This window comes from Erwinia pyrifoliae DSM 12163 (genome assembly GCF_000026985.1).
GTDB classification, from domain to species: domain Bacteria; phylum Pseudomonadota; class Gammaproteobacteria; order Enterobacterales; family Enterobacteriaceae; genus Erwinia; species Erwinia pyrifoliae.
On sequence record NC_017390.1, the window covers coordinates 1,325,373 to 1,349,536 of the forward strand.

Below are 24,164 nucleotides of genomic sequence, written 5' to 3' on the forward strand. Positions count from 1 at the left end.
CTGGTGGATGGCGTACGCATGGTTTTCACCTGCCATACTGTAAGGATTGGGTAAAAGCGGCTGCGTATTGCCCGTTAACAGGTGAAAATGGCGTCTGTATCATTGTGAGATCGCCTATGAAAATTTTACTGGTCGATGACGACCCTGAGCTGGGCACCATGCTCAGTGAGTACCTGATTGCCGAAGGTTTTGATGCATCATTAGCGTTAACCGGCAAAGCGGGCGTGGACGGGGCGCTTTCCGGCGACTACAACGCCATGATCCTCGACATCATGCTGCCCGATATGAGCGGCATCGATGTGCTGCGCCAGGTGCGACAGCACGGCCGCCTGCCGGTGATTATGCTGACGGCGAAGGGCGATAATATCGACCGCGTGATTGGCCTGGAAATGGGGGCGGATGACTACATGCCCAAACCCTGCTACCCGCGTGAACTGGTTGCCCGCCTGCGCGCCGTACTCAGGCGCGTTGAAGAACCGCCTGCTGCAACGAAAAACAATGAGATGATTGTCTGGGGTGAACTGACGTTAAACCCGGCAACGCGCATCAGCGAATGGCAGGATAAGCCTTTCGATTTCACCGCTTCAGAGTTCAATTTGCTCGAACTGCTGCTTCTTTCGGCTGAACGCGTGGTGTCTAAAGATGAGCTGTCGGAAAAAGGACTGGGGCGCCCGCGCGAGGCTTACGATCGCAGCGTGGACGTGCACATCAGCAATATTCGTCAGAAGCTGGCGGGGCTGACTAACCACGCCATCAATATTGAAACGGTGCGCAGTATCGGTTACCGCATCCGATGAAAACGGGTTTGCCTGGCTTTTTGTTCTGGAAAATTCTGCTGGGGTTCTGGTTAACTTTTATTGCCATTACGCAACTCCTGTGGCTGGGGTTTAGCCTGTATGGCAAACACCATGACCCCCCGGAAAATCAGGCTACCAGGCGTATTATTAACCTGCAAATGACCTCGGCCGCTTCGGTGCTGCAGCGCGGTGGCATGGAGGCGCTGAATAATATGATGATCGACTGGCCGGCGGGCGATCGGCGGTTTTTTTCGGTGCAGCTGACGGAGGGTTTGCCGTCTGCGCAAAGGCCGCATAATGAACTGAACCACTTTCTGCCGCCCGGCGAATTCCCCGAAGACATCACCGCATCGGTGACAGGTGCGGATGGTCGCCACTACCAACTGCGTTATGACGTGGCTGGAATGCGTGCGGACAGCGGAATGGCACATCGGCCGCACAGTATTCTGAACATGCCACTGCCGCTGTTTATTGTCGGCGGTATTTGCGGGCTGTTATTCAGTCTGTTTCTTGCCTGGAATCTGACGCGCCCTATGCGTCAGCTGCGTGCAGGGTTTGCCCGCGTCGCGAAAGGCGACCTTTCCGTGCGCCTGTTCCCGCAGATGCGTCTACGCCACGATGAACTGTCGGCAGTGGCGCGGGACTTTGATGCCATGGTGGAGCGCCTGTTGGTGCTGGTCAGCGCGCGCGAAGAACTGTTGCACGACGTATCGCATGAGTTACGCTCGCCGCTGGCACGCCTGCAGCTGGCAACGGGGCTGGCGCGCCAAACCCCAGGATCCGTCTCTGCTTCACTTGACAGGATCGATGAAGAGGCTCGTCGACTGGATAAGATGATCGGTGAGCTGCTCACTTTGTCACGAACGGAACACCAGAATTTGCCAGATGAACAGTACTTTGATTTGCTGGGGCTGCTGGAGGCGGTGGCCAACGATGCGCGCTATGAGGCGCAGATACCCGGCGTTAAGATCCTGCTGGACGCCGACAGGCTGCATGATTACACGGTGAAAGGGGATGCCAACCTGATTCGCTCGGCGGTAGAAAACGTTGTACGCAACGCGCTGCGTTTCTCAACCCAGGGACAGCAGGTGCTCATGACTCTTCAACATGAAGACGGCTGGCTGGCGATCTGCGTTCGCGATCGAGGGCCGGGAGTGGAGCCTGATAAACTCTCCAGCATTTTTGACCCGTTTGTGCGCGTTAATTCTCCGCTGTCAGGTAAAGGTTACGGACTTGGCTTGTCGATCGTGCGTAAAGTTGTGTTAGCCCACGGCGGTGAGGTTAGCGCGATGAATGCTCGCGAAGGGGGGCTGGAGCTGACAATCCGTCTGCCACACTGGGAAATTTCATTGGTGTGATGAAAGCCCGTTTTTTCGCTAACCGGGCGCGTTCAGACAAGGCCGGTCGCATTGGATGGACAGACATAAAAAAAGCCCCCGGTAATTAAGGAGGCTTTTTCATGATGGGCGCGATTATTTTTTAATACGAATAACCGGGGTCTCACCGACAACAACGCTGCCTGTTAATTTAACCAGCTCTTTGATCTCATCCATATTGGAGATCACCACCGGCGTCAGCGTTGATTTCGCTTTCTCTTCCAGCAGCGCCAGATCGAATTCGATCACCACGTCGCCTTTCTTCACTTTCTGACCTTCTTCGGCGATTCGCTTGAAGCCTTCACCCTTCAGCTCGACTGTATCGATACCGAAGTGGACAAACAGCTCAATACCGCTGTCAGACTCAATGGAAAACGCGTGATTGGTTTCGAAAATTTTTCCGATGGTGCCATCAACCGGCGCAACCATTTTATTGCCTGTAGGTTTGATAGCGATACCATCGCCAACAATTTTTTCCGCAAATACGACATCCGGTACGTCTTCGATATTGACGATTTCACCCGATAACGGTGCTACGATCTCGATAGCACCCGATGCGGAATCTGACTTATCGCCAAAAAGTTTTGAAAACAACCCCATGTTCTTCTCCTAAGCAGTAATGTTGTGCCAGCGTTTTTCAGTCTCAGCAGAGTGTTTTTTCTTCAATGAACTTATTCACCAGGTTCATCAAATCATCCGCTGTCGGCTGAGCCAGAGCTTGCTCTGCCAACGCCTTCGCATCTTCAAAATTGGTATTACGAATAATTTTCTTGATGCGTGGGATAGAAATAGCACTCATGCTGAATTCGTCCAGCCCCATTCCCAGTAACAGTAGTGTAGCACGTTCGTCACCTGCCAGCTCACCACACATACCGGTCCATTTTCCTTCAGCATGAGAAGCATCAATAACTTGCTTGATCAACGTCAGTACAGAAGGGGACATGGGATTGTAGAGATGCGAAATCAGGTCATTACCACGATCTACTGCGAGAGTGTACTGCGTCAGGTCGTTTGTTCCAATACTGAAAAAGTCGACTTCTTTCGCCAGATGATGAGCAATCGCGGCGGAAGCAGGCGTTTCCACCATAATACCCACTTCGATTTTCTCGTCGAATGCTTTACCTTCAGTGCGCAGTTGGGCTTTCAGTGTTTCCAGCTCCGCTTTCAGGGTGCGAACTTCCTCAACGGAAATCACCATCGGGAACATGATACGCAGCTTGCCAAAGGCAGAGGCGCGCAGGATAGCACGTAGCTGCGCATGCAGGATTTCTGGACGATCCATAGCAATACGAATGGCGCGCCAGCCAAGGAACGGGTTGTCCTCTTTCGGCAGGTTCATATACGGCAGGTCTTTATCACCGCCAATGTCCATGGTTCGTACGATGACAGCCTGAGCGCCAACCGCTTCCGCCACGGCTTTATAAGCCTGGAACTGCTCATCTTCGCTTGGCAGCGATTCGCGATCCATAAACAGGAACTCGGTGCGATACAGGCCAACGCCTTCAGCGCCGTTACGTTCAGCACCCGCGACGTCGCGTACGGTACCGATGTTTGCGCACACTTCAACCTGATGACCATCGAGAGTGATCGCCGGCAGGTCTTTCAGTTTCGCCAGCTCGTTTTTCTCGCTGAGGTACTGATGCGCCACGGCTTTTAATTCTTCGATTTTTTCCGGCGTCGGGTTGACGTACACCTGGTTATTTACGCCATCCAGGATCAGGAAGTCGTCGTTTTTCACCTGGCTGGTAACGTCACCGGTACCGACAATGGCTGGCAGCTCCAGCGAGCGCGCCATGATCGAAGTGTGTGAAGTACGGCCACCAATATCGGTGATAAAACCTAAGACTTTTTTCAGGTTGAGCTGAGCCGTCTCGGACGGAGTCAAATCTTTGGCAATCAGCAGAACTTCTTCATTAATGGCGCTAAGATCGACAATATGCAGGCCAAGAATGTTTTGCAGCAGGCGCTTACCGATGTCACGGACATCGGCAGCACGCTCTTTCAAATACTCATCATCCAGCTCTTCCAGTGCTTTCGCCTGGCCATCGATAACAGAATAGGCAGCAGAATCAGCGGTGGCGTGCTCATCTTTAATCAGAGCGATGATTTCCTGCTCAAGTTCTTCATCTTCAAGCAGCATGATATGCCCTTCGAAGATCGCTTCTTTTTCTTCGCCGAAGGTTTCACCCGCTTTGGTTTTGATCGTTTCCAGCTGCGCGGCAGCCTTTTTACGACCGTCCAGAAAACGCTGAACTTCCTGATCGACCTGGTCGGCAGAAATCTTTTTCCGGTTAATAACAATCTCATCTTCTTTCAGCAGAAGCGCCTTGCCGAAAGCGATACCCGGTGATGCTAAAATTCCTGAAATCATAACCCTACCTTTTGTCTTTCTGATTATCGTCTGAGGGGGAAAGCGCGGATTAACATGGCGTTTATTCCTCCCAGCGAGCCAGACGTATTATGCAAATCAACGCGTAAGCCTGCGATAATTTTACCAAGGCAACAACGCGGACGCTCGATCCGCGGTCAATATTGCATTTATTTGCCTGATACAGCTGTGCTGGATAGCGAACTGATTACTCGAGTTCGGCCATCAGTTTGACCAGATGCTCGACGGCTTTCTGCTCGTCTTCGCCTTCTGCAGACAGGGTCACCACGGTGCCCTGAGTCAAACCCAGGGTCTGTAATTTGAACAGGCTCTTCGCGCTGGCAGACTTGCCGTTAGAAGTAACGGTGATGTCAGAAGCAAATGCTTTAGCTTCTTTAACGAACTGAGCTGCCGGACGCGTGTGCAGGCCGTTTGGTGCGGTGATGGTGACTTCTTGCTGGAACATAATATTTCCCCAACTTAATAAGTTTTGGTGTTGTTGATCTAAAGCCCGGTGGATGACGGGGCATTAGCCTGTAATGAGCCGCGCAGACCAAGATTCGAGGCTGATTGAAAATGCGCTTGTAAGGTGGAGCAAAGGTAAAGAGAAAACCAGGGATTTTCGTCTCACTCATCCACTTCTCATTATGCCGCGATTTGTCTTGCTGCGCCAAACCGATAAATCGATTCAGCCAAATCCATTTTGTGTTTCGATTAATTTTTCGGATCGAATTAATTGCCAGCTTAAATACCAGACGATTGAGGGTAAAATCAATCTTCAGGGTGCTAAAAGTTTGACGTACTCCACAAAAAAGCACCCATGAGGGTGCTTTTTCATACAAATTAGCTATGTCAAAATTATTGTTGTAGCTCTTTCTCGGTAAACAGATCGGCAAACAGCGCGGTGGAAAGGTAACGTTCTCCGGAAGAGGGGAGCACAACCACAATATTTTTTCCCGCGAATGCGTCATCTTCCTGTAGCTTTAATGCAGCAGCCACGGCGGCACCGGAAGAGATACCGGCCAGAATACCTTCTTCTTCCATCAGGCGGCGCGCAGTTGAAATGGCTTCTTCATTCGTGATGGCAATAACGCGGTCTATCAGGTTGAGATCGAGGTTGGCCGGGATGAAACCTGCGCCAATACCCTGGATCTTGTGCGGGCCTGGTTTAAGCTCCTCCCCGGCCAGCGCCTGAGCGATGACCGCCGAATCGGTGGGTTCAACCGCGACCGAAATCAGATCTGTCTTCCCTTTCGTGTTTTTGAGGTAACGGCTTACCCCGGTTAACGTGCCACCGGTGCCCACGCCGGCGATAAACACGTCTACTTCGCCATCGGTATCTTCCCAGATCTCCGGGCCGGTGGTTTTCTCATGAATTTCCGGATTGGACGGATTGCTGAACTGCTGCAGCAGGACAAATTTATCCGGATTGCTGGCGACGATCTCTTCCGCTCTGCTGATGGCACCTTTCATACCCTTTGCACCCTCGGTCAGCACCAGATTCGCTCCCAGTGCTTTCAGCAGCTTGCGGCGTTCAACGCTCATCGTTTCGGGCATCGTCAACGTCAGTTTATATCCGCGAGCTGCCGCGACATAGGCCAGGGCAATACCGGTATTACCGCTGGTCGGTTCGACCAGTTCAATACCCGGCTTAAGAATTCCGCGCTTTTCCGCATCCCAAATCATATTGGCACCGATACGGCATTTGACGCTGAAGCTGGGATTACGCGACTCAATTTTTGCCAGAATGCGTCCATTACCGATGCGGTTCAGTCGAACAAGCGGCGTATGACCGATTGTTAAAGAGTTGTCTTCATATATCTTACTCATAGCCCGTCCTTAACTGTATGAAATACTGGGAACGCACAGAGCATACCTTGTTCACTCTGCCCGTGAAGTGATGAAATCGTATATAGATATGTTTAGCAGAAATAAGTCCTGCAAAAAGGGCATAAGCCGCATCAAATGGCTATCCAGGCGCTTTCCTGGCTCACCGACTGGAGGGCCAGACGCCAGTAAAAGCGGCCGGCGTCAGACACCAATGCGGTTAGCGATTCGAGGCCAGCAGTGGGCGATAACGATCCACCCACATTGCGGTGGCTCCGCACACCGCAACCGGCATGATGACAAGATTGAGTAGCGGGATCATGGTGAACAGGCTGACCAGCGCACCAAACTGCAGATTCATCGTTTTGTTCTGTCGCATGGCCGAACGCATCTGGCGAAAGTTCACTTTATGGTTATCAAAAGGATAATCACAGTACTGGATGGCCATCATCCAGGCGCTAAACAGGAACCACAGCACCGGGGCAACGATCTGACCAAACCCCGGTAAAAAATAGAGCACCAGCAGCACCAGCGCGCGCGGAAGATAGTAAGCCAGCTTCTGCCACTCACGCTTGATAACGCGTGGCAGGTCCTTAATCAGTCCACTCCAGCCGTTGTCAGGCAGAGGGTTACCGGTCAACCTTCCTTCCAACTGTTCGGCCAGTAGCCCACAAAAGGGGGCGGCAATCCAGTTGGCCACCGTGGAGAATAAATAGCTAAAGACCAGGATGATTGACAGCACCAGCAGTGGCCACAGCAGATAGCTCAGCCATTGCAGCCAACCCGGAACCATCGCCATCAGTTCTGGTATCCATTGCCCGAGACGGTGGAACAGCCAGATAAATGCACCCGCCATCAGAACAATATTGATAACCAGTGGCAGGATCACAAAACGGCGTATACCCGGCAGGCGAATCAGTTTCCAGCCGATGCTGAAATAGTGAACGCCGTTAGGCGAATGGTCAAAATTGTGATGTGGCATGAACTGCTTTTCTCCTTTAAACGGGAAGGCGGTGGCTATCATACCCCAGCTTTTTCTGCTCAATACAGGTCGGGTGTGCGAAAAATCAGCAAATAAGCCGCCTTAAAGCGGGATATTTGTCAGAAAATACTGCACGGACTTGCACTTGTGTACTCTGGCAAATACAGTTAGAGGATAAAGTTTGCCGCGGTGGCAAGGTACTGGAACAACAGAGAATACAATGATGCAGGATTTGCGTCTGATATTAATCGTTGTTGGCGCGATCGCCATTATAGCGCTTTTACTACATGGCCTGTGGACCAGTCGTAAAGAGCGTTCATCCGTTTTTCGCGATCGCCCGCACAAGCGTTTAAAACAGGACAGAAAAGAAGCTTTCGAAGATGACGAAGAAGGCGTGGGTGAAGTGCGTACGCGACGCCCCCCTCCTGAAACATCGGAACCTTCCCTGGGTGAAATTGATACCGGGGATGCGCCGCCGCGTCACAGTAAACCGCAGCCTGAGCCGGTATATCACCACCAGCCGCAGGATCGGGACGATGAGCCGTCTGCTGAGGATCCGCTGTTCGGTGCCGCACTAGCACAGAACCCTGCGGAGCCTGAAGTGATTCAGCCGGCTCTCCAGCCGGAAAAAGTTCGGCCGACCACCGCTCCGCCAGCCGATAAGGTTGAATCGGCTGTGGCAGCAGCGCCCGAGCACAGCCCGCAAGCACCGGCAGTAGACACGCGTCAAAAAGAGACCGTGCTGGTGCTACACGTTTCGGCTCATGCTGGCGGTAGCCTCAGTGGTGAAGCACTGCTGCAAGGCGTTTTGCAGGCAGGATTCCAGTTTGGCGAGATGAATATCTTCCACCGGCATCTTAACCCGGCAGGCAGCGGCCCGGTGCTGTTCAGCCTGGCGAACATGGTTAAGCCCGGTTCGTTCAATCCAGACAATATGTCGGAATTCTCTACCCCGGGCGTGTCCATCTTTATGATGGTGCCTTCCTATGGTGATGCTCATCAAAACTTTAAGCTGATGCTGCAATCCGCTCAGCGGATCGCCGATGATGTTGGTGGCGTGGTGCTTGATGATGAGCGCCGCATGATGACGCCACAGAAGCTGGAAACGTACAAAGCGCGTATTCGCAACGTCATCGACGCTAACCACTAATTTGCCCCGGTTAATCTTTTCAAACCCCCGACAGCCGGGGGTTTTTCATCTCTGATGGTGCCGCTATGGAATCTGTGCAAGACAAAATCACCCATCTGCGAACCCTGCTTCGCCACTATGAATATCAGTATCATGTGCTGGACGCACCGGCAGTGCCCGATGCAGAATACGATCGTCTGATGGGTGAATTGCGCGATTTGGAAGCGCAGCACCCTGAACTGCTGACCTCCGACTCACCAACCCAGCGCGTAGGTGCAGCACCACTGAGTGTTTTCGAGCAGGTGCGCCACGAAGTGCCGATGCTGTCGCTGGACAATGCCTTTGATGAAGAGAGTTATCTGGCATTTAATAAGCGCGTGCAGGATCGGCTGAAAAGCACGGATGACATCACCTTTTGCTGCGAGCTGAAGCTGGATGGGCTGGCGGTCAGCCTGCTGTATGAAAAAGGCGAGCTGGTACGGGCTGCGACCCGAGGTGATGGCACCACGGGAGAAAATATTACCGCTAATGTGCGCACCATCCGGGCTATTCCGCTGCGTTTGAGTGGTGACAACATTCCTGAGCGCCTCGAAGTGCGTGGTGAAGTTTTTATGCCGCTGGTCGGATTCGAGCAAATGAATGAGCAGGCGCGTAGCAGCGGTCAAAAGGTGTTTGCTAATCCGCGCAATGCCGCCGCCGGTTCTCTGCGACAGCTTGATCCGCGTATCACCGCGAAACGTCCGCTCACTTTCTTCTGCTACGGCCTGGGTCTGCTGGAAGGCGGCGAAATGCCGCGCAGCCATAGGGCGCGCCTGCAACGTTTTAAAGCCTGGGGGCTGCCGGTCAGCGATCGTGTGCGCCTTTGCCACAGTCCGGCAGAGGTACTGGACTTCTACCACCAGGTTGAGGCGGCTCGCCCGACGCTGGGCTTCGATATTGATGGCGTGGTGATTAAAGTGGACAGCCTGGCGCTGCAAGAGCAGCTGGGCTTTGTTGCGCGTGCACCACGTTGGGCAGTCGCGTTTAAGTTTCCCGCGCAGGAGCAGATGACGACAGTGCGTGATGTCGAATTTCAGGTTGGCCGCACCGGCGCCATTACGCCGGTTGCCAGGCTGGAACCGGTGCTGGTTGCCGGGGTCATGGTGAGTAATGCCACCCTGCATAACGCCGATGAAATCGAGCGACTGGGGCTGAAAATCGGCGATCGTGTGGTTATCCGCCGGGCTGGCGATGTCATTCCCCAAGTCATGAGCGTGGTGGAGACAGGCGACAACGCGCGTGAGATTGCATTCCCGACACGCTGCCCGGTATGCGGCTCGGACGTCGAACGCGTCGAAGGGGAAGTGGTGGCGCGCTGCACCGGTGGTCTGATTTGCGGCGCGCAGCGTAAAGGTGCCTTGAAACACTTTGTTTCTCGCCGGGCGCTGGATATCGACGGTATGGGTGAGAAAATTATCGATCAGCTGGTGGACAAAGAATATGTCAAAAATCCGGCGGAGCTGTTTGAACTGACGGCAGGCAAGTTGACCGGGCTGGATCGGATGGGGCCGAAATCGGCGCAGAATGTGGTGAACGCGCTGGTAAAAGCGAAGCAAACCACCTTTGCACGGTTCCTTTATGCGCTGGGCATCAGTGAAGTCGGCGAAGCCACTGCGGCAAATCTGGCGGCTCATTTTGGCACGCTGGACGCGCTGATGGCGGCCGATCTGGATGCGTTAATGGCGGTGCAGGACGTCGGCAAAGTGGTCGCCAGCCATGTGCGCAACTTCCTTGACGAAGAGAGTAACCTTGAGATCATTCGCCTGCTGGTGGACAAGGCCGGGGTAAACTGGCCGCAGGTGATGGTGGTTAAAGCAGAAGAGATCGACAGTCCGTTTGCCGGTAAAACCGTGGTGCTGACCGGTTCACTGAGCATCCTTTCCCGTGACGAAGCCAAAGACCGTCTGCAGGCGCTGGGGGCGAAGGTCAGCGGCAGCGTATCGAAGAAAACCGATCTGGTCGTTGCCGGAGAAGCCGCAGGTTCCAAACTGGCCAAAGCCCGGGAGCTGGGCATTGATGTGATAGATGAGCAGGAAATGATACGTTTACTCGGTGAAAAGTATGGAAAAAAAACACCTGATTGAAATGGCGAATACCGTTATGCCCTTTGGCAAATACAAAGGGTGCGTGTTAATTGAGCTGCCGGAAGAGTACCTGCTGTGGTTTGCCCGCAAGAATGAGTTTCCTCAGGGCCACCTTGGGGAACTGATGCAGATGACTTTGGCTGTCAAGATTGAGGGATTAGAGGGATTGATCAATCCGTTAAAGCAGCCGCATTAAAACCTGGTGTTTCAGCGATAAGCAGGCGTAACCCTCAATGACCGGCGCAGGCGTCATCCCTGCACCGCTTTGATCTAGCTTGACTTCCCGGATCCGCTCACCGCCCGGTTGGCGGACTCCTGGCGTGCAACGGCCTGCTTCTCTCCGGCTTTTCTGTAGCGTTGCGCAAGCATTGAACAGACCATCAGCTGTACCTGGTGGAAGATCATCAGTGGCAGCACGATAATGCCCACTGCGGCGGATGGGAACAGGATATTGGCCATCGGCACGCCGTTGGCAAGGCTCTTTTTAGAACCGCAAAACAGAATGGTGATTTCATCGGCACGGCTGAAGCCAAACAGGCGGGCGGCGGTCAGGTTAATCGCCAGCACCACAAACAGCAGGCCAAGGCTGCCGACGACAATCCATACCAGCGTCACCACGCCTACCCGGTGCCAGATACCGTTTACCACCGCTTCGCTAAAGGCCGAATAGACCACCAGTAAAATCGAAGCCTGGTCAGTTTTGCCGATCAGGCTGCGGTTTTTCTCGACCCAGTTCGCGATCCAGCGGCGGGAAAGATGCCCGACAACGAACGGAACCAGCAGCTGCAGCATAATCTTACCGATCTGTTCAAGGCTGCCGCCCGGAACGTTGCTGTGCACGTTCATCAGCAGGCTAACCAGCAACGGTGAGATAAACACCCCCAACAGGCTGGATGCCGATGCGCTGCACACCGCCGCCGCAACGTTGCCTCCGGCCAGCGAAGTCAAAGCTATTGACGACTGAACGGTAGCAGGGAGGATCGACAGATACATAAATCCGGTATAGATCTCGTGGCTCACCTGCAGAGGATGCCACCAGACAAAAATGGCTCCCAGCGCCGGAAACAGCACGAAGGTGCTGAACATCACCCACAGATGCAGACGCCAGTGGCCGCCACCGGCAATAATTTTTTCGCGTGACAGCTTGGCGCCGTGCATAAAGAACAGCAGCGCGATGGCGGCGGTGGTTAACCACTCGAAGAAATCAACAAAATGACCACGAGCGGGCAGGAACGATGCCAGCAGCACGGTGATAATCAGTTTTAACATCAGAGGATCGATACGAAAAATACCCATTGTTTATGCCTGGTTAAACAGAGATGTTGCTATTGTGCGCTGGACGGTTTTATAAATAAAATTAATTTATTAAATTCATATATGAGAAAAACAGATGAATTACACCTTACGCCAGCTGCGCGTCTTCGTTGCTGTTGCCGGGCAGGGGAGTTTCAGCCAGGCGGGGCAATTAATTGGGCTTAGCCAGTCCGCAGTCAGCCATAGCATTAAAGAGCTGGAGAATGAAATGGGTATTCGCCTGCTTGACCGCACCACCCGTGAAGTGTTGTTGACGGAAGCAGGAAAACAGCTCGCCAGCCGTCTTGAACGGATGCTGGAAGAGCTGAATACCACTCTTCTGGACGTGCGCAGCTACGGGCAGCAGCGCAGCGGCACGGTGCGCGTCGCCGCCAGCCAGACCATCTCCGCGCATCTGATGCCACAGTGCCTGGCCAGCGGGCAGATACACTATCCTGAAATTAAAATCATGTTGCGCGACCGCCCGCAGCAGTGGGTGTTGCAGAGCATTCGTAATGCCGAGGTTGATTTCGGGATTGTGATAGGGCCGTTGCAGGCAGACGATTTACAGTGTGAAGCGATCCTTGAAGAACCTTTTTTACTGCTGTGTCGGCAGGATGATCCGCTGGCGCAGCGGCAAACGGTTTACTGGAACATGCTGAATCAACGTACGCTGGTATTACAGGATTACTCATCCGGTAGCCGGGTATTGATCGACGACGCGCTGCGTTTGCAGCAGGTGCAGGCAGATATCGCCCAAGAAATTGGCCATCCCGCCACGCTTTATCCCATGGTGGAAGCCGGAATCGGCATCAGCATTCTGCCCGCACTGGCGTTGCCGTTACCGCAGGGCAGACCGCTGATGGTGAAACGTATCACGCCGGAAATTAACCGTACTATTATGCTGGTGAGACGTAAAAATCGCTCATTGACGCCAGCCGCAGAGGCAATCTGGCAGGAAGTGCGCCAGCAGGCTGAAGTGCTGACAAGGCAACGTGCCAGCACCTCGCCGTTTTAGATATAGGCGTTTAATGTATTTTTTTGCGTCGGGCGATTGACGCCATCGGCTACTTTGCTGCTACCGCTGTCTGCCGCTTTGCTTTCCTGCAGTTGCTCGTCGACCTGCTGCTGCTGGATCTGTGCCAGCTGAGCTTCCAGCATGGCTATCTGGTTTTCTATCATCTGCTGCTGTTTTACTTTCTGATCGTCTTTCAGGGACGTCTCATCGCTAAGGCTTTTCAGCTGCTCCTGCAGTTTGACGATCTGCTTATTGATACTGGCGGTTTGCGAAACTGAACTGCTTCCGCCCGAGCTGACGGATACGCGGGCACTGCCATTAATTGTTGTCATGTTTGTCTCCATTGCTATTAACCGTATGGGTTATCGGTGGGAAACGCTGCAGACTTGAGGTGGAAAATCGTAAAATAAGTGATAAGAAAATGAAAGGTAGGGGTTATGACGGGGTGTTGCCTCACAGCGCTCGACCCGAACCTGCTGCAGGTTCGAACCCCGCCCGAATCACGCATAGCAAAAAGGCGCCTTTCTACATTGGTGGGTCGTGCAGGATGACTTCGGCTNCGCCTCGCCCTGCGGGCCGTTGCCGCTGGCAACGTTGTCTCGCTACGCTCGACTCGACCTGCTACAGGTTCGAACCCCGCCCGAATCGGCATAGCAAAAAGGCGCCTTTAGGGCGCCTTTCTACATTGGTGGGTCGTGCAGGATTCGAACCTGCGACCAATTGATTAAAAGTCAACTGCTCTACCAACTGAGCTAACGACCCGATATGGTGGGTGATGACGGGCTCGAACCGCCGACCCCCTCCGTGTAAAGGAGNTGCTCTACCAACTGAGCTAATCACCCATATCGTTACTGATGCCAGAATAAAGATTTGTGGTGGGTGATGACGGGCTCGAACCGCCGACCCCCTCCGTGTAAAGGAGATGCTCTACCAACTGAGCTAATCACCCACACCTCAATATCCGGGTACTGCTTTTCAATCTTAGCGGGCATCACTCATTAATGAGTGGTGGGTGATGACGGGCTCGAACCGCCGACCCCCTCCGTGTAAAGGAGATGCTCTACCAACTGAGCTAATCACCCCCGCTGTGTGGAGTCGCATTATAGGGAACCATTGAGCTGAGTCAACGCTTTTTCAGCGTAAAATGTGTGTTCGTCGTAAAAATAACCATCATGCCTTCATTTCAGCCAAAAACAGAGAGTTGCCAAAACAATTACGCCCCAGGGGCAGCCAGCAAACGGGGATTGGCGTTGAGGATTCGCACGCAGGTGTTAGAATGTGTGCCACTAAAATTCTGTGCTGACTCAGGCCAAAGCCTGCGCGTAATAAGGCATTCATTAATGAAAATCAAAACCCGCTTCGCTCCCAGCCCAACTGGCTATCTGCACGTTGGCGGTGCTCGTACCGCACTGTATTCTTGGTTGTTTGCCCGTCACCACGGCGGTGAATTCGTGCTGCGTATTGAAGATACCGATCTGGAGCGTTCAACGCAGCAGGCTATCGATGCCATTATGGATGGCATGAACTGGCTCCATCTCGACTGGGATGAAGGCCCGTACTACCAGACTAAACGTTTTGACCGTTATAACGCGGTTATCGACCAGATGCTGGAAGCAGGTAGCGCCTATAAATGCTATTGCTCAAAAGAGCGGCTGGAAGCGCTGCGTGAAAATCAGATGGCCAATGGCGAAAAGCCGCGTTATGACGGCCGCTGCCGTGACGGCCATGAACATCATGCGGATAACGAGCCTTGCGTCGTGCGTTTCCGCAACCCGCAGGAAGGTTCAGTTATCTTTGACGACCGGATCCGTGGCCCGATTGAGTTCAGCAACCAGGAACTGGACGATCTGATCATTCGCCGTACTGACGGCGCGCCAACCTATAACTTCTGTGTGGTCATTGACGACTGGGATATGGGGATTACCCATGTTATCCGTGGTGAAGACCATATCAACAACACCCCGCGTCAAATCAATATCTTGAAAGCGATTGGCGCAGATGTGCCGGTATATGCGCACGTATCAATGATCCTTGGCGACGACGGCAAGAAGCTGTCAAAACGCCACGGCGCGGTAGGTGTAATGCAGTATCGCGATGACGGCTATCTGCCTGAAGCATTGCTGAACTATCTGGTGCGCCTGGGATGGTCACATGGCGATCGGGAAATCTTCAGCATTGATGAAATGAAACAATTGTTCGAACTTGATGCGGTAAGCAAGTCTGCCAGCGCCTTTAATACTGAAAAACTGCAGTGGCTGAACCATCAATATATCAATTCTCTGGCACCTGAATATGTGGCTACTCATCTGCAATGGCACATTGAACAGGAAAAAATTGATACCCGCAGCGGCCCGCAGCTGGCACATTTGGTGAAACTACTGGGTGAGCGTTGTAAAACGCTGAAAGAGATGGCGGCTTCCTGCCGCTATTTCTATGAAGATTTCGACCAGTTCGATGCCGAAGCGGCGAAGAAACATTTGCGCCCGGTGGCACGCCAGCCGCTGGAAGTGGTGCGAGGGAAGCTCGCAGCCATGACTGACTGGACGGTAGAAGGTGTCCACCACGCCATTCAGGCAGCGGCTGATGAACTGGAAGTGGGAATGGGTAAAGTCGGCATGCCGTTGCGCGTAGCGGTTACCGGTATTGGACAGTCGCCAGCACTGGACGTGACTGTACATGCCATTGGCCAGGCGCGCAGCGTGGCGCGCATTGCAGAAGCGCTGGTATATATCGCCAATCGCGAGGCGTAACTCAAAAGGCAATAAAAAAAACCGGCCATCAATCTGGCCGGTTTTTATCAAGCGCCAATTCCTAGCCGCTGCAATATTCCCTGAATGCCCTCACGTAGCAGCATGGCTGCCAATTTTTCCTGTTCGTCACTGCTCAACTGCTGTACCGAGGTGACTAACAATGTAGGCAGGGAATTCTGATTGACGCGGTAGTGAGCACCAGGCTCTGCGGCATGGCGAGTGGATTTAAGGAAAAGTTTCACTCGTTCATCAATATGAATCATGCGAGCTTTTCCACCCTGAACACCGGGTTTCGGTGCGGTAGTCCAGTTCTCTTTCTTAACCCACTTATTAATTGTCTGTCTGCTAAAACCTGTTTGCTGTGCCAGTTCTTCCGGCGTTAACCAATCCTTTTTCACTTTTATATCCCTTTTGCCGAATAAGTCCTCAAGTATATTACAGTAATTCATCACATGAACAACTAACACAAATCATTAACGTTGACATAATAGATAGCAAAAAAAGCAAGAAAAGGAAAATTAGCCCCTGCCGTGACAGGGGCGGGGGATAATTAGCGGGAAAAAGTGTTTTCTTCGGCTGGTGCACGGAATGCGACAAAGTAAGCCAGCCCAACAAAGATGGCGCCACCGACTGCGTTGCCAAGGAATACGGCGACAAAATTAGGCAGATATTCGCCCCAGCTAAGATAACCGGCAAATATAGCGGCAGGGACAATAAACATATTTGCGACAACGTGTTGGAAACCGATGGCCACAAAAGCCATCACCGGGAACCACATGCCGAAAATCTTGCCCACCACATCTTTACTGGCAAAAGCCAGCCACGTCGCCAGGCAGACCAGCCAGTTACAACCGATACCGGAAATAAAGGCGTGCAGGAAATCTGCATTCACTTTCGCACTGGCAACGGCCACCGTTTTCTTCAAAAAGTCACCTTCGGTTAAACCCAACATATGGCCGAAGAACCAGGCAACGGCGATACTGCCAATGAAATTGGCGATGGTCACCCAGAACCAGTTACGTATGACGCTGCAGGCACCGATCTGGCGGGCGAACCATGCTATCGGCATGAGCATCATGTTCCCGGTAAGCAGCTCGCCGCCGGCCAGCACGGTAAGGATTATGCCAACCGGGAATACCGCCGCACCCAGCAGTGTGCCAAATGAACCCCATTCTGGCGGCAGCTGAGTCACCACGCGGATGAACAGCAGAAAGCCGAATGAGATAAAGGCACCGGCAAGAAAACCGAGAATAAGTAAAGAAGAGACTGGAGTACGACTTTTAATAACGCCTGCCTGAACTGCGACAGCCGAAATTTCTTTTGGTGTGTGTAAAGACATAATAACTCTGGTGTGATAAATAACGGGAAAAGTGCCAGATTCCGCAGCTAACGAAGTGACGCACGCGTCCCGCGCAGCATAGGGCTGGCAGCCAAAATCCGCCGCAGTTTTGCATGGTGGATTCACAAAAACAAGTTTATTCCGAAGGGTTTTTAACGCGTAATTAACAAGAATTCAGTCAGGGTGGGAAGCCGAAAAACGAGACAACGAATTAACAGCAGGATTGCGCTTTGTTCAGCGCTTTGGCGGCTTTTTCGGCAATCGCACGCAGATAACTAAATTGCCGTTGACACCAACCCCAGCGTTTCATATTATCCCCGCCGTCAACACGACACGGTTTTTCGGCTTGGGGGTATAGCTCAGCTGGGAGAGCGCTTGCATGGCATGCAAGAGGTCAGCGGTTCGATCCCGCTTATCTCCACCAAATCTTATCCAGCAGATTAGGTGGCTCCGAAAAACTGATACTTTCTGTAGTGGGGGTATAGCTCAGCTGGGAGAGCGCTTGCATGGCATGCAAGAGGTCAGCGGTTCGATCCCGCTTATCTCCACCAAATCTTCAAAGCCTTATACATTATTAATAATCTGCTCAGGCGGATTTTTTGTATTGGGCTGTCTTCTTGTCAACGCATTGCCATCCCATCCTGTTCCATGCAATCTGCCTTACCGCGCTTACCTGTTCCGTCCGCAGACGATCAGAGCGCAGTAAATGGATTATTGTAGCGAGGCGTTCAGAACAATCAGGATGGCACTGGCTGCGAAGAGAATAGCGGGGCCAGGCAACCCCGCCCGTGGTTTACAGCACCAGGCCCGCAATTGAGGCCGACAGTACACTGACCAGCGTTGAACCGTACAGCAGTTTCAGGCCAAAGCGCGAAACCACATTTCCCTGTTGTTCATGCAGCCCTTTAATCGCGCCGGCAACGATGCCAATTGACGAGAAGTTGGCGAATGACACCAGGAATACCGACAAGATGCCTTCAGCGCGCGGCGACAGCGTGCTGGCGATTTTTTGCAGATCGATCATCGCGACGAACTCATTGGAAACCAGTTTAGTTGCCATGATGCTGCCCACCTGTAAAGCCTCACTGCTCGGGACGCCCATCACCCACGCGAAGGGGAAAAATGCGTAGCCAAGAATGCCCTGGAAGCTGATGCCGAAAAGCGTGTCAAACAGAGCGTTAATGGCGGAAATCAGCGCGATAAAACCAATCAGCATTGCTGCAACGATCACCGCCACTTTGAAACCGGCGAGGATATACTCCCCCAGCATTTCGAAGAAGCTTTGTCCTTCATGCGTATTACCCAGCTTCAGGTCTTCTTCACTGTCGACGCGGTAGGGATTGATTAACGATAAAACGATAAAAGTACTGAACATATTCAGTACCAGCGCCGCGACCACATACTTTGGCTGTAACAGGGTCATATAAGCGCCGACAATCGACATGGAGACGGTCGACATAGCGGTGGCAGCCATGGTGTACATACGGCGTTCAGACATCCTGCCCAGGATATCCTTATAGGCAATAAAGTTTTCTGACTGCCCCAAAATCAGCGAACTTACCGCATTAAAAGACTCCAGTTTACCCATTCCATTGATCTTCGACAGTACGGTACCGATTGCACGGATGATGACGGGCAGAATGCGGAAGTGTTGCAGAATACCTATCAGCGCGGAGATAAATACGATAGGACACAGGACGTTAAGCCAGAAAAAGGCCAGACCTTTGTCGCTCATATTGCCAAAGACAAAATTGGTTCCTTGCGCCGCGTACTTGAGCAATTTTTCGAACAGGTCTGAAAACCCTTTAACAAATCCCAGACCTGCTTCAGAGTTGAGGAAGAACCAGGCCAGCAGAACTTCAATGACCAGTAGTTGGATAACAAAGCGGATACGGATATTTTTACGGTCACGGCTGACCAACAGAGCCAGCAATGTGACCACCACCAGTGCTAAAGCAAAGTGCAGAACACGGGACATATTTGCTCCAAATTCGAGGGCTATTATATTTGGTTGCACATTCTATGTAACAAGAAGAGGAAAAACGAGTTCTGTACCATAATATAATAATTACGTATCGTCGCAGAATTCAGTCATTTGACGTTCGTCACATCATTTTACTTTAATTTAACAAACTCGCTCTCTTCGGCGGTGTAGAACACCGCCATTCCACCGCCGTGATGCACCCCTGTGCTTAAAAGATAAGCAGTAGGCTGGTAAGTCATTTCCGAATATCCTACATTTTAAGAGGTTGCCTGGCGTGTAACATTGACGCACCTGTGCTAAAAGTATAGCTAATGCTATATCTTATAGCGCTGGCTATCACAGTGATACCCGTAACCATTAGCGATTTACTGGATAATCATTGTCCATTAAAGGCGACATTGCCGTCAGGCGTAAGGCAGCAGGAGTCAGAATTATGTCGGAAAGCCGCACAGTGGAGCAGAGCGTCCGCAGCAATCGTAAAATCAAGTTTGCCTTAATGGGGCCTGCTTTCATCGCGGCTATCGGCTACATCGATCCGGGCAACTTCGCCACCAATATTCAGGCGGGGGCTTCCTATGGCTACCAGCTGTTGTGGGTCGTGGTCTGGGCCAATGTGATGGCGATGGTCATCCAGCTTATGTCCGCCAAACTGGGTATCGCCACCGGCAAAAATCTGGCCGAGCATATCCGCGATCGTTTTCCGCGCCCGGCGGTCTGGTTCTATTGGGTACAGGCGGAGATTATCGCTATGGCAACCGATCTGGCGGAGTTTATCGGTGCCGCCATCGGCTTCAAGCTGGTGTTCGGCGTGAGTCTGTTGCAGGGCGCGATGCTCACCGGAGTGGCAACGTTTCTGATACTGATGCTGCAAAACCGTGGGCAGAAACCGTTGGAGCTGGCGATCGGTGGCTTACTGCTGTTTGTTGCGGCGGCCTATGTGATTGAGCTGTTCTTCTCACAGCCGAAAGTGGTCGATCTGCTGCAAGGTATGGCCGTGCCAGCGTTGCCAACGGCGGATGCGGTGCTGCTGGCGGCGGGCGTGCTTGGGGCGACCATCATGCCTCATGTTATCTATCTGCACTCTTCGCTGACGCAAAACAGCGGCGATAACGGGACGCGTGTTGAACGTTACTCTTCGACAAAACTCGATGTGGCGATTGCCATGACGATTGCCGGTTTCGTTAATCTGGCAATGATGGCCACGGCGGCGGCGGCTTTTCACTTTAGCGGCCACAACGGCATTGCCGATCTCGACCAGGCTTATCTGACGCTCGATCCGCTGCTGGGGAAAGCGGCGGCGCTGGTGTTTGGCCTGAGTCTGCTGGCGGCGGGGCTGTCCTCGACCGTGGTAGGCACTATGGCCGGGCAGGTGGTGATGCAGGGCTTTATCCACTTTCACATACCGCTGCTGGTGCGGCGTGTTATCACCATGCTGCCGTCATTTATTGTTATCCTGGCGGGCTGGGAACCCACGCGCATCCTGGTTATGAGTCAGGTGCTGTTAAGCTTTGGTATTGCGCTGGCGCTGGTGCCGTTACTGGCGTTTACCGGCAACCCGGCGCTGATGGGCGATATGGTGAATTCCCGGCTGATGCAGAACTTTGGCCGCTTTATTGTTGCGGTGGTGGTGGCGCTCAATGGCTATCTGCTGGTCGCAACCACCCTGAATGGGTAAATGCATCTACGGCGGGCAGGCCCGCCGCGTAGAGGATTACCAGCGGTCGCGACGATCGCGTTCATGTTGCCTGAGTATTGGCGGGTGTGGGCGCCATTGATGATGGTGCCCGTGTTGACGCCAGCGACGTTCTCTTTCCCATTGATGATGGCGAAGCATCTGCTGATGGCGGCGCCATTGCTCATGCCGCCACCAGCGCCCCTCATTGTAGCGATAGTTAGTGCGCCACCAGTGGTAATCACGCCAGCGGCCGCCGTCCCAATAGTGACCATGGCGGTCGCGGTCGCCCAAATGCAGTGTCATCCCTGGTGCCAGCTGAATACGTGCGCTATCTGCGTAAGCTGTCTGCAAGGCTTGTGGCGCTATACTTGCCAGCAAAGCCGCCACAAGCAATAAACATTTCATGATGTCTCCTTTATCAGCAGGCAATTCTCCGCTGCAGCAGCATAATATAAAGATATCTCTTTCGTTATGCTTGGGAAATTCTGTAAATTTAGGAAAGGACGGGTATTGGAGAGGTTTCTGAGAAGCATGTCACGGTAGATGCAGATAAGCCTGCCAGCCTCATCGCTTTTAACCGACGGCTGGCATGCCCGATTTTTCACGCCGTTGCTGGCGCAAGCTGTTTGCTGTTAGCCCAGGATAGCGTCAATGTGCGCCAGCTCGGCTGGCGTAAAGTCGCGATTCGCCAGCATCTGTACCGCATCATCAATCTGACTGGTTTTACTGGCACCAATAAGTACGGAGGTCACACGGTTATCCCTGAGCACCCAGGCCAGCGCCATCTGCGACAGTTTCTGTCCGCGCTTGCCAGCCAGCGCATTCAGGCGCGCTACTTTGTCCATTTTCTCCGGCGTCAGCTGTTCACTGCTCAGGAAGCGGCTGCCGCTGGCGGCGCGGGAATCTTGCGGAATACCGTTCAGATAGCGGTCGGTAAGTATGCCGCTGGCCAGCGGAGAGAAGGCGATACTGCCCACTCCGCTGTGTGCCAGCACGTCCAGCAGACCCTCTTCTGGCGCACGGGCAAACATCGAATATCTGGGCTGGTGGATAAGACAAGGCGTACCCAGCTCTTTCAGCAGCGCAATGGCTGCTGCGGCCAACTCCGCCGGATAATTGGAAAGGCCAACGTACAGCGCTTTCCCCTGGCGCACCAGATGATCGAGGGCGGCCATGGTTTCTTCCAGCGGCGTTTCCGGGTCCGGGCGGTGGTGATAAAAAATGTCCACATAGTCAACCCCCATACGTTTCAGGCTTTGGTTGAGGCTGGAAATCAGATACTTGCGTGAGCCCCAGTCGCCGTATGGTCCCTCCCACATGGTATATCCTGCTTTACTGGACAGCAGCAGCTCATCACGATAGCTGGCGAAGTCTGCGCGCAAAATACGGCCTAAATTCTCTTCTGCCAAGCCGGGAGGCGGCCCGTAATTATTCGCTAAATCGAAATGAGTGATGCCGTTATCAAACGCGTGGCGCAGCAGGTCACGACTGTTATCCAACCGCGAGCCGTCACCAAAATTGTGCCATAAACCGAGCGAGATGGCCGGCAGTTTCAGCCCGCTGCGCCCGCAACGATGCCAGGTCATTGTATTATAACGTCGGGTATTTGCTTGATAGACCATGAATAAACCCTGTAGTAGAACCGATAGAATAGTCAAACGGTCTGTCAGTGTATAGGGTTACCATTGGCTAAAGCGCGTGATGGATTGCAACTAAACGGTAACGTCACGTTCGGTTGCCATATTATCCTGATAATTCCATAAACATATCGAAAATATCGCCAATACTCAGATCACATACCAGAAAGGAGAGGCGTGATGACAACTTATACCGTTGGCGATTATCTGCTTACACGTTTAAACCAGATCGGTATTGGCCATCTGTTTGGTGTACCGGGTGATTACAATCTGCGATTTCTCGACCATGTTATCGATCATCCCGATTTAGTCTGGGTCGGCTGCGCCAATGAACTGAATGCCGCCTATGCCGCCGATGGTTATGCCCGTTGCCGGGGGGCTGGCGCGCTGCTGACCACTTTTGGCGTGGGGGAACTCAGCGCCATAAACGGTGTGGCGGGCAGCAGTGCGGAGTATTTGCCGGTGATCCACATTGTTGGCGCGCCGTCACAAACTTCGCAAAACAAGGGAGAGCTGCTGCATCACACCCTTGGTGACGGTGACTTTGGTCACTTTTTTCGTATGCAACAGGAGATTTCTGTCGCCAGCAGCGTACTGACCCCCGGCAACGCCGCCGCTGAAATCGATCGGGTGTTGATTGAGGCGCTGACAAAGCGCCGCCCGGTCTATTTGCTGCTGGCGACAAATGTGGCTGAAAGCCCTCTCTCTCCCCCTTCTTCGCCGCTTCAGCTGCGGCTGGATTGCGATAAGGCTCAGCTGGCGGCCTTTGTCGATGCGGCAGAATCCCTGCTGGCGGCAGCGCGCAGCGTGGCGATGCTGGCCGATTTTCTTGCCGATCGTGCTCAGCAGCAGCATAGGTTGCAGCGCTGGCTTGAGGAAATACCGATGCCCTATGCCACGTTACTGATGGGGAAAAGCGTGCTGCCGGAAATGCTCTTTGGCTTTGCCGGGACCTATGCCGGGGCATCCAGCGCTGACAGCACGCGGGCGGTGATTGAAAACAGTGACGTGTTAATTAGCGTGGGCGTTAAGTACACCGATAGCATTACCGCCGGTTTCACCCAGCAGATTACGCGCAGTAAGAATATTGACGTCGGCCTGCATGCCAGCAGCGTGGCGGGGCGGCAATTTGAGCCTGTACCGATGGCGGCGGCGCTTGAGGCACTGCATCAGCTGGCGCTGAAATATGGCCAGGGCTGGCAGCACGGCATTGTCGCTCCACCGGTCAGCGAACAGCAGCCGTCAGACAGCCTGACGCAAAATACCTTCTGGCATGCGCTACAGGACTTTCTGCGCCCTGGCGACATTGTGCTGGCCGATCAGGGAACGGCAGCTTTTGGCGCGGCCGCCCTGCGCCTGCCGCAGGATGTTCGCCTGCTGGTACAGCCGCTGTGGGGGTCGATAGGTTATACGTTACCCGCAGCGTTTGGCGCGCAAACAGCATTGCCGCAGCAGCGGGTGGTGCTGATTATTGGCGACGGCTCCGCCCAGCTGACGGTGCAGGAGTTAGGCAGCATGCTGCGGGATGGTCAACATCCAGTGGTCTTCCTGTTAAATAATGACGGCTATACCGTAGAGCGGGCGATACACGGGGCGCAGCAGCGTTATAACGATATTGCCCGCTGGGACTGGACCCGCCTGCCGCAAACGCTGGGTGTTGACAGCCAGCCTCAGAGCTGGCGAGTGACGCAAACGGTTCAGCTACGCGAAGTCATGAAGCTGCTGGAAGAGGCCAGGCAACTCTCATTGGTGGAGGTGGTACTGCCAAAGCTTGATGTGCCTCCGCTGCTGGCGTCGGTGAGTCGCGCCCTGAACCAGCGCAACAATAGCTGAACCGTTCTTTTACCCGCAATTCAGACTGTTGCC

Annotated in this window: 22 protein-coding genes, 6 tRNA genes and 1 other RNA gene; 12 read left to right on the top strand and 17 right to left on the bottom strand. The window is 53.3% G+C overall.

The genetic code is table 11. The features are described from left to right. Positions 1–116 precede the first annotated feature (116 nt). Together EPYR_RS05820 and EPYR_RS05825 are read left to right on the top strand one after the other, a co-directional pair. Entirely contained in the window at positions 117–797 is a 681-nt protein-coding gene (locus EPYR_RS05820; protein ID WP_014538710.1) for a response regulator transcription factor, read from the top strand. Continuing rightward, on the top strand, positions 794–2,155 hold the full coding sequence (locus tag EPYR_RS05825; protein WP_012667482.1) for an ATP-binding protein: 1,362 nt from the start codon (positions 794–796) through the stop codon (positions 2,153–2,155). Before EPYR_RS05820 ends, EPYR_RS05825 begins: the two co-directional genes overlap by 4 nt. 114 nt (positions 2,156–2,269) lie before the next feature. Here EPYR_RS05825 and crr read toward each other — a convergent pair whose 3' ends face one another. From crr to ptsH, 3 genes are all read right to left on the bottom strand, one after another. After that, on the bottom strand, positions 2,270–2,773 hold the full coding sequence (gene crr, locus EPYR_RS05830) for a PTS glucose transporter subunit IIA (protein WP_004158920.1): 504 nt from the start codon (positions 2,771–2,773) through the stop codon (positions 2,270–2,272). Between the two features lie 43 nt (positions 2,774–2,816). Continuing rightward, positions 2,817–4,544 carry a phosphoenolpyruvate-protein phosphotransferase PtsI gene (gene ptsI, locus EPYR_RS05835; RefSeq protein WP_012667483.1) on the bottom strand — a complete coding sequence of 576 codons (1,728 nt, stop codon included), beginning with the start codon at positions 4,542–4,544 and terminating at the stop codon, positions 2,817–2,819. A 205-nt stretch (positions 4,545–4,749) separates the two neighbouring features. After that, a complete protein-coding gene (ptsH, locus tag EPYR_RS05840) occupies positions 4,750–5,007 on the bottom strand; it encodes a phosphocarrier protein Hpr (RefSeq protein WP_004158914.1) in 258 nt (85 codons plus the stop codon). Between the two features lie 73 nt (positions 5,008–5,080). Between ptsH and EPYR_RS20590 the strand changes: the two genes are divergently transcribed. Further along, positions 5,081–5,365 (top strand): BTB/POZ domain-containing protein, encoded by a 285-nt coding sequence (locus EPYR_RS20590; protein WP_041473983.1) that lies wholly within the window; start codon positions 5,081–5,083, stop codon positions 5,363–5,365. 34 nt (positions 5,366–5,399) lie between these two features. Here EPYR_RS20590 and cysK read toward each other — a convergent pair whose 3' ends face one another. Together cysK and cysZ are read right to left on the bottom strand one after the other, a co-directional pair. Continuing rightward, positions 5,400–6,371 (bottom strand): cysteine synthase A, encoded by a 972-nt coding sequence (gene cysK, locus EPYR_RS05850; protein WP_012667484.1) that lies wholly within the window; start codon positions 6,369–6,371, stop codon positions 5,400–5,402. 217 nt (positions 6,372–6,588) lie between these two features. Beyond that, positions 6,589–7,350, bottom strand: coding sequence for a sulfate transporter CysZ (gene cysZ / locus EPYR_RS05855; RefSeq protein WP_014538712.1), 762 nt, complete (start codon positions 7,348–7,350; stop codon positions 6,589–6,591). A gap of 220 nt (positions 7,351–7,570) precedes the next feature. Between cysZ and zipA the strand changes: the two genes are divergently transcribed. From zipA to EPYR_RS05870, 3 genes are all read left to right on the top strand, one after another. Further along, on the top strand, positions 7,571–8,500 hold the full coding sequence (zipA, locus tag EPYR_RS05860) for a cell division protein ZipA (RefSeq protein WP_012667486.1): 930 nt from the start codon (positions 7,571–7,573) through the stop codon (positions 8,498–8,500). 65 nt (positions 8,501–8,565) lie between these two features. After that, the gene (ligA, locus tag EPYR_RS05865; protein ID WP_012667487.1) at positions 8,566–10,602 is read left to right on the top strand and encodes an NAD-dependent DNA ligase LigA; all 2,037 of its coding nucleotides are present in this window, start codon (positions 8,566–8,568) and stop codon (positions 10,600–10,602) included. Then, entirely contained in the window at positions 10,580–10,798 is a 219-nt protein-coding gene (locus EPYR_RS05870; protein ID WP_014538713.1) for a DUF3820 family protein, read from the top strand. The genes ligA and EPYR_RS05870 overlap by 23 nt, the downstream gene beginning before the upstream one ends. Positions 10,799–10,872: 74 nt before the next feature. Here the strand turns inward: EPYR_RS05870 and EPYR_RS05875 are convergent, their stop codons facing one another. After that, positions 10,873–11,898, bottom strand: coding sequence for a bile acid:sodium symporter family protein (locus tag EPYR_RS05875; protein ID WP_012667489.1), 1,026 nt, complete (start codon positions 11,896–11,898; stop codon positions 10,873–10,875). Positions 11,899–11,992: 94 nt separating this feature from the next. Here EPYR_RS05875 and EPYR_RS05880 point away from each other — a divergent pair, with 94 nt between their 5' ends. Next, a complete protein-coding gene (locus EPYR_RS05880) occupies positions 11,993–12,913 on the top strand; it encodes a LysR family transcriptional regulator (RefSeq protein WP_012667490.1) in 921 nt (306 codons plus the stop codon). On the opposite strand, the gene EPYR_RS05885 is transcribed toward EPYR_RS05880, so the two are convergent. From EPYR_RS05885 to EPYR_RS05905, 6 genes are all read right to left on the bottom strand, one after another. Beyond that, positions 12,910–13,245, bottom strand: coding sequence for a FlxA-like family protein (locus EPYR_RS05885; protein WP_012667491.1), 336 nt, complete (start codon positions 13,243–13,245; stop codon positions 12,910–12,912). The genes EPYR_RS05880 and EPYR_RS05885 overlap by 4 nt on opposite strands. A gap of 199 nt (positions 13,246–13,444) precedes the next feature. Further along, positions 13,445–13,569: non-coding RNA, RtT sRNA (locus EPYR_RS18995), on the bottom strand. 30 nt (positions 13,570–13,599) lie between these two features. Then, positions 13,600–13,675, bottom strand: a tRNA-Lys gene (locus EPYR_RS05890). A gap of 4 nt (positions 13,676–13,679) precedes the next feature. Continuing rightward, positions 13,680–13,755, bottom strand: a tRNA-Val gene (locus tag EPYR_RS05895). Positions 13,756–13,786: 31 nt separating this feature from the next. Further along, positions 13,787–13,862, bottom strand: a tRNA-Val gene (locus EPYR_RS05900). Positions 13,863–13,919: 57 nt separating this feature from the next. Further along, positions 13,920–13,995 (bottom strand) — tRNA-Val (locus tag EPYR_RS05905). Between the two features lie 258 nt (positions 13,996–14,253). Between EPYR_RS05905 and gltX the strand changes: the two genes are divergently transcribed. Next, entirely contained in the window at positions 14,254–15,663 is a 1,410-nt protein-coding gene (gene gltX / locus EPYR_RS05910) for a glutamate--tRNA ligase (RefSeq protein WP_012667492.1), read from the top strand. 47 nt (positions 15,664–15,710) lie between these two features. Here the strand turns inward: gltX and EPYR_RS05915 are convergent, their stop codons facing one another. Next, positions 15,711–16,061, bottom strand: a complete 351-nt coding sequence (locus EPYR_RS05915; protein WP_012667493.1) for a YfeC-like transcriptional regulator — start codon at positions 16,059–16,061, stop codon at positions 15,711–15,713. Between the two features lie 152 nt (positions 16,062–16,213). Beyond that, entirely contained in the window at positions 16,214–17,002 is a 789-nt protein-coding gene (locus tag EPYR_RS05920) for a formate/nitrite transporter family protein (protein ID WP_012667494.1), read from the bottom strand. Between the two features lie 348 nt (positions 17,003–17,350). On the opposite strand from EPYR_RS05920, the gene EPYR_RS05925 reads away from it, so the two are divergent. Then, positions 17,351–17,426 (top strand) — tRNA-Ala (locus EPYR_RS05925). 51 nt (positions 17,427–17,477) lie between these two features. Further along, positions 17,478–17,553: transfer RNA gene (locus tag EPYR_RS05930), tRNA-Ala, on the top strand. A 242-nt stretch (positions 17,554–17,795) separates the two neighbouring features. Here EPYR_RS05930 and EPYR_RS05935 read toward each other — a convergent pair. After that, positions 17,796–18,980, bottom strand: coding sequence for a NupC/NupG family nucleoside CNT transporter (locus EPYR_RS05935; protein WP_012667495.1), 1,185 nt, complete (start codon positions 18,978–18,980; stop codon positions 17,796–17,798). 439 nt (positions 18,981–19,419) lie between these two features. Here EPYR_RS05935 and EPYR_RS05940 point away from each other — a divergent pair, with 439 nt between their 5' ends. Beyond that, positions 19,420–20,661, top strand: coding sequence for an Nramp family divalent metal transporter (locus tag EPYR_RS05940; protein ID WP_012667496.1), 1,242 nt, complete (start codon positions 19,420–19,422; stop codon positions 20,659–20,661). A 36-nt stretch (positions 20,662–20,697) separates the two neighbouring features. On the opposite strand, the gene EPYR_RS05945 is transcribed toward EPYR_RS05940, so the two are convergent. Both EPYR_RS05945 and EPYR_RS05950 read right to left on the bottom strand, forming a co-directional pair. Next, positions 20,698–21,066: a DUF2502 domain-containing protein gene (locus tag EPYR_RS05945; RefSeq protein ID WP_012667497.1), complete on the bottom strand. Its 369-nt coding sequence runs from the start codon at positions 21,064–21,066 to the stop codon at positions 20,698–20,700. Between the two features lie 227 nt (positions 21,067–21,293). Then, entirely contained in the window at positions 21,294–22,283 is a 990-nt protein-coding gene (locus EPYR_RS05950; RefSeq protein ID WP_012667499.1) for an aldo/keto reductase, read from the bottom strand. A gap of 195 nt (positions 22,284–22,478) precedes the next feature. Here EPYR_RS05950 and EPYR_RS05955 point away from each other — a divergent pair, with 195 nt between their 5' ends. Next, positions 22,479–24,131 (top strand): alpha-keto acid decarboxylase family protein, encoded by a 1,653-nt coding sequence (locus tag EPYR_RS05955; protein WP_012667500.1) that lies wholly within the window; start codon positions 22,479–22,481, stop codon positions 24,129–24,131. Positions 24,132–24,164 lie beyond the last annotated feature (33 nt).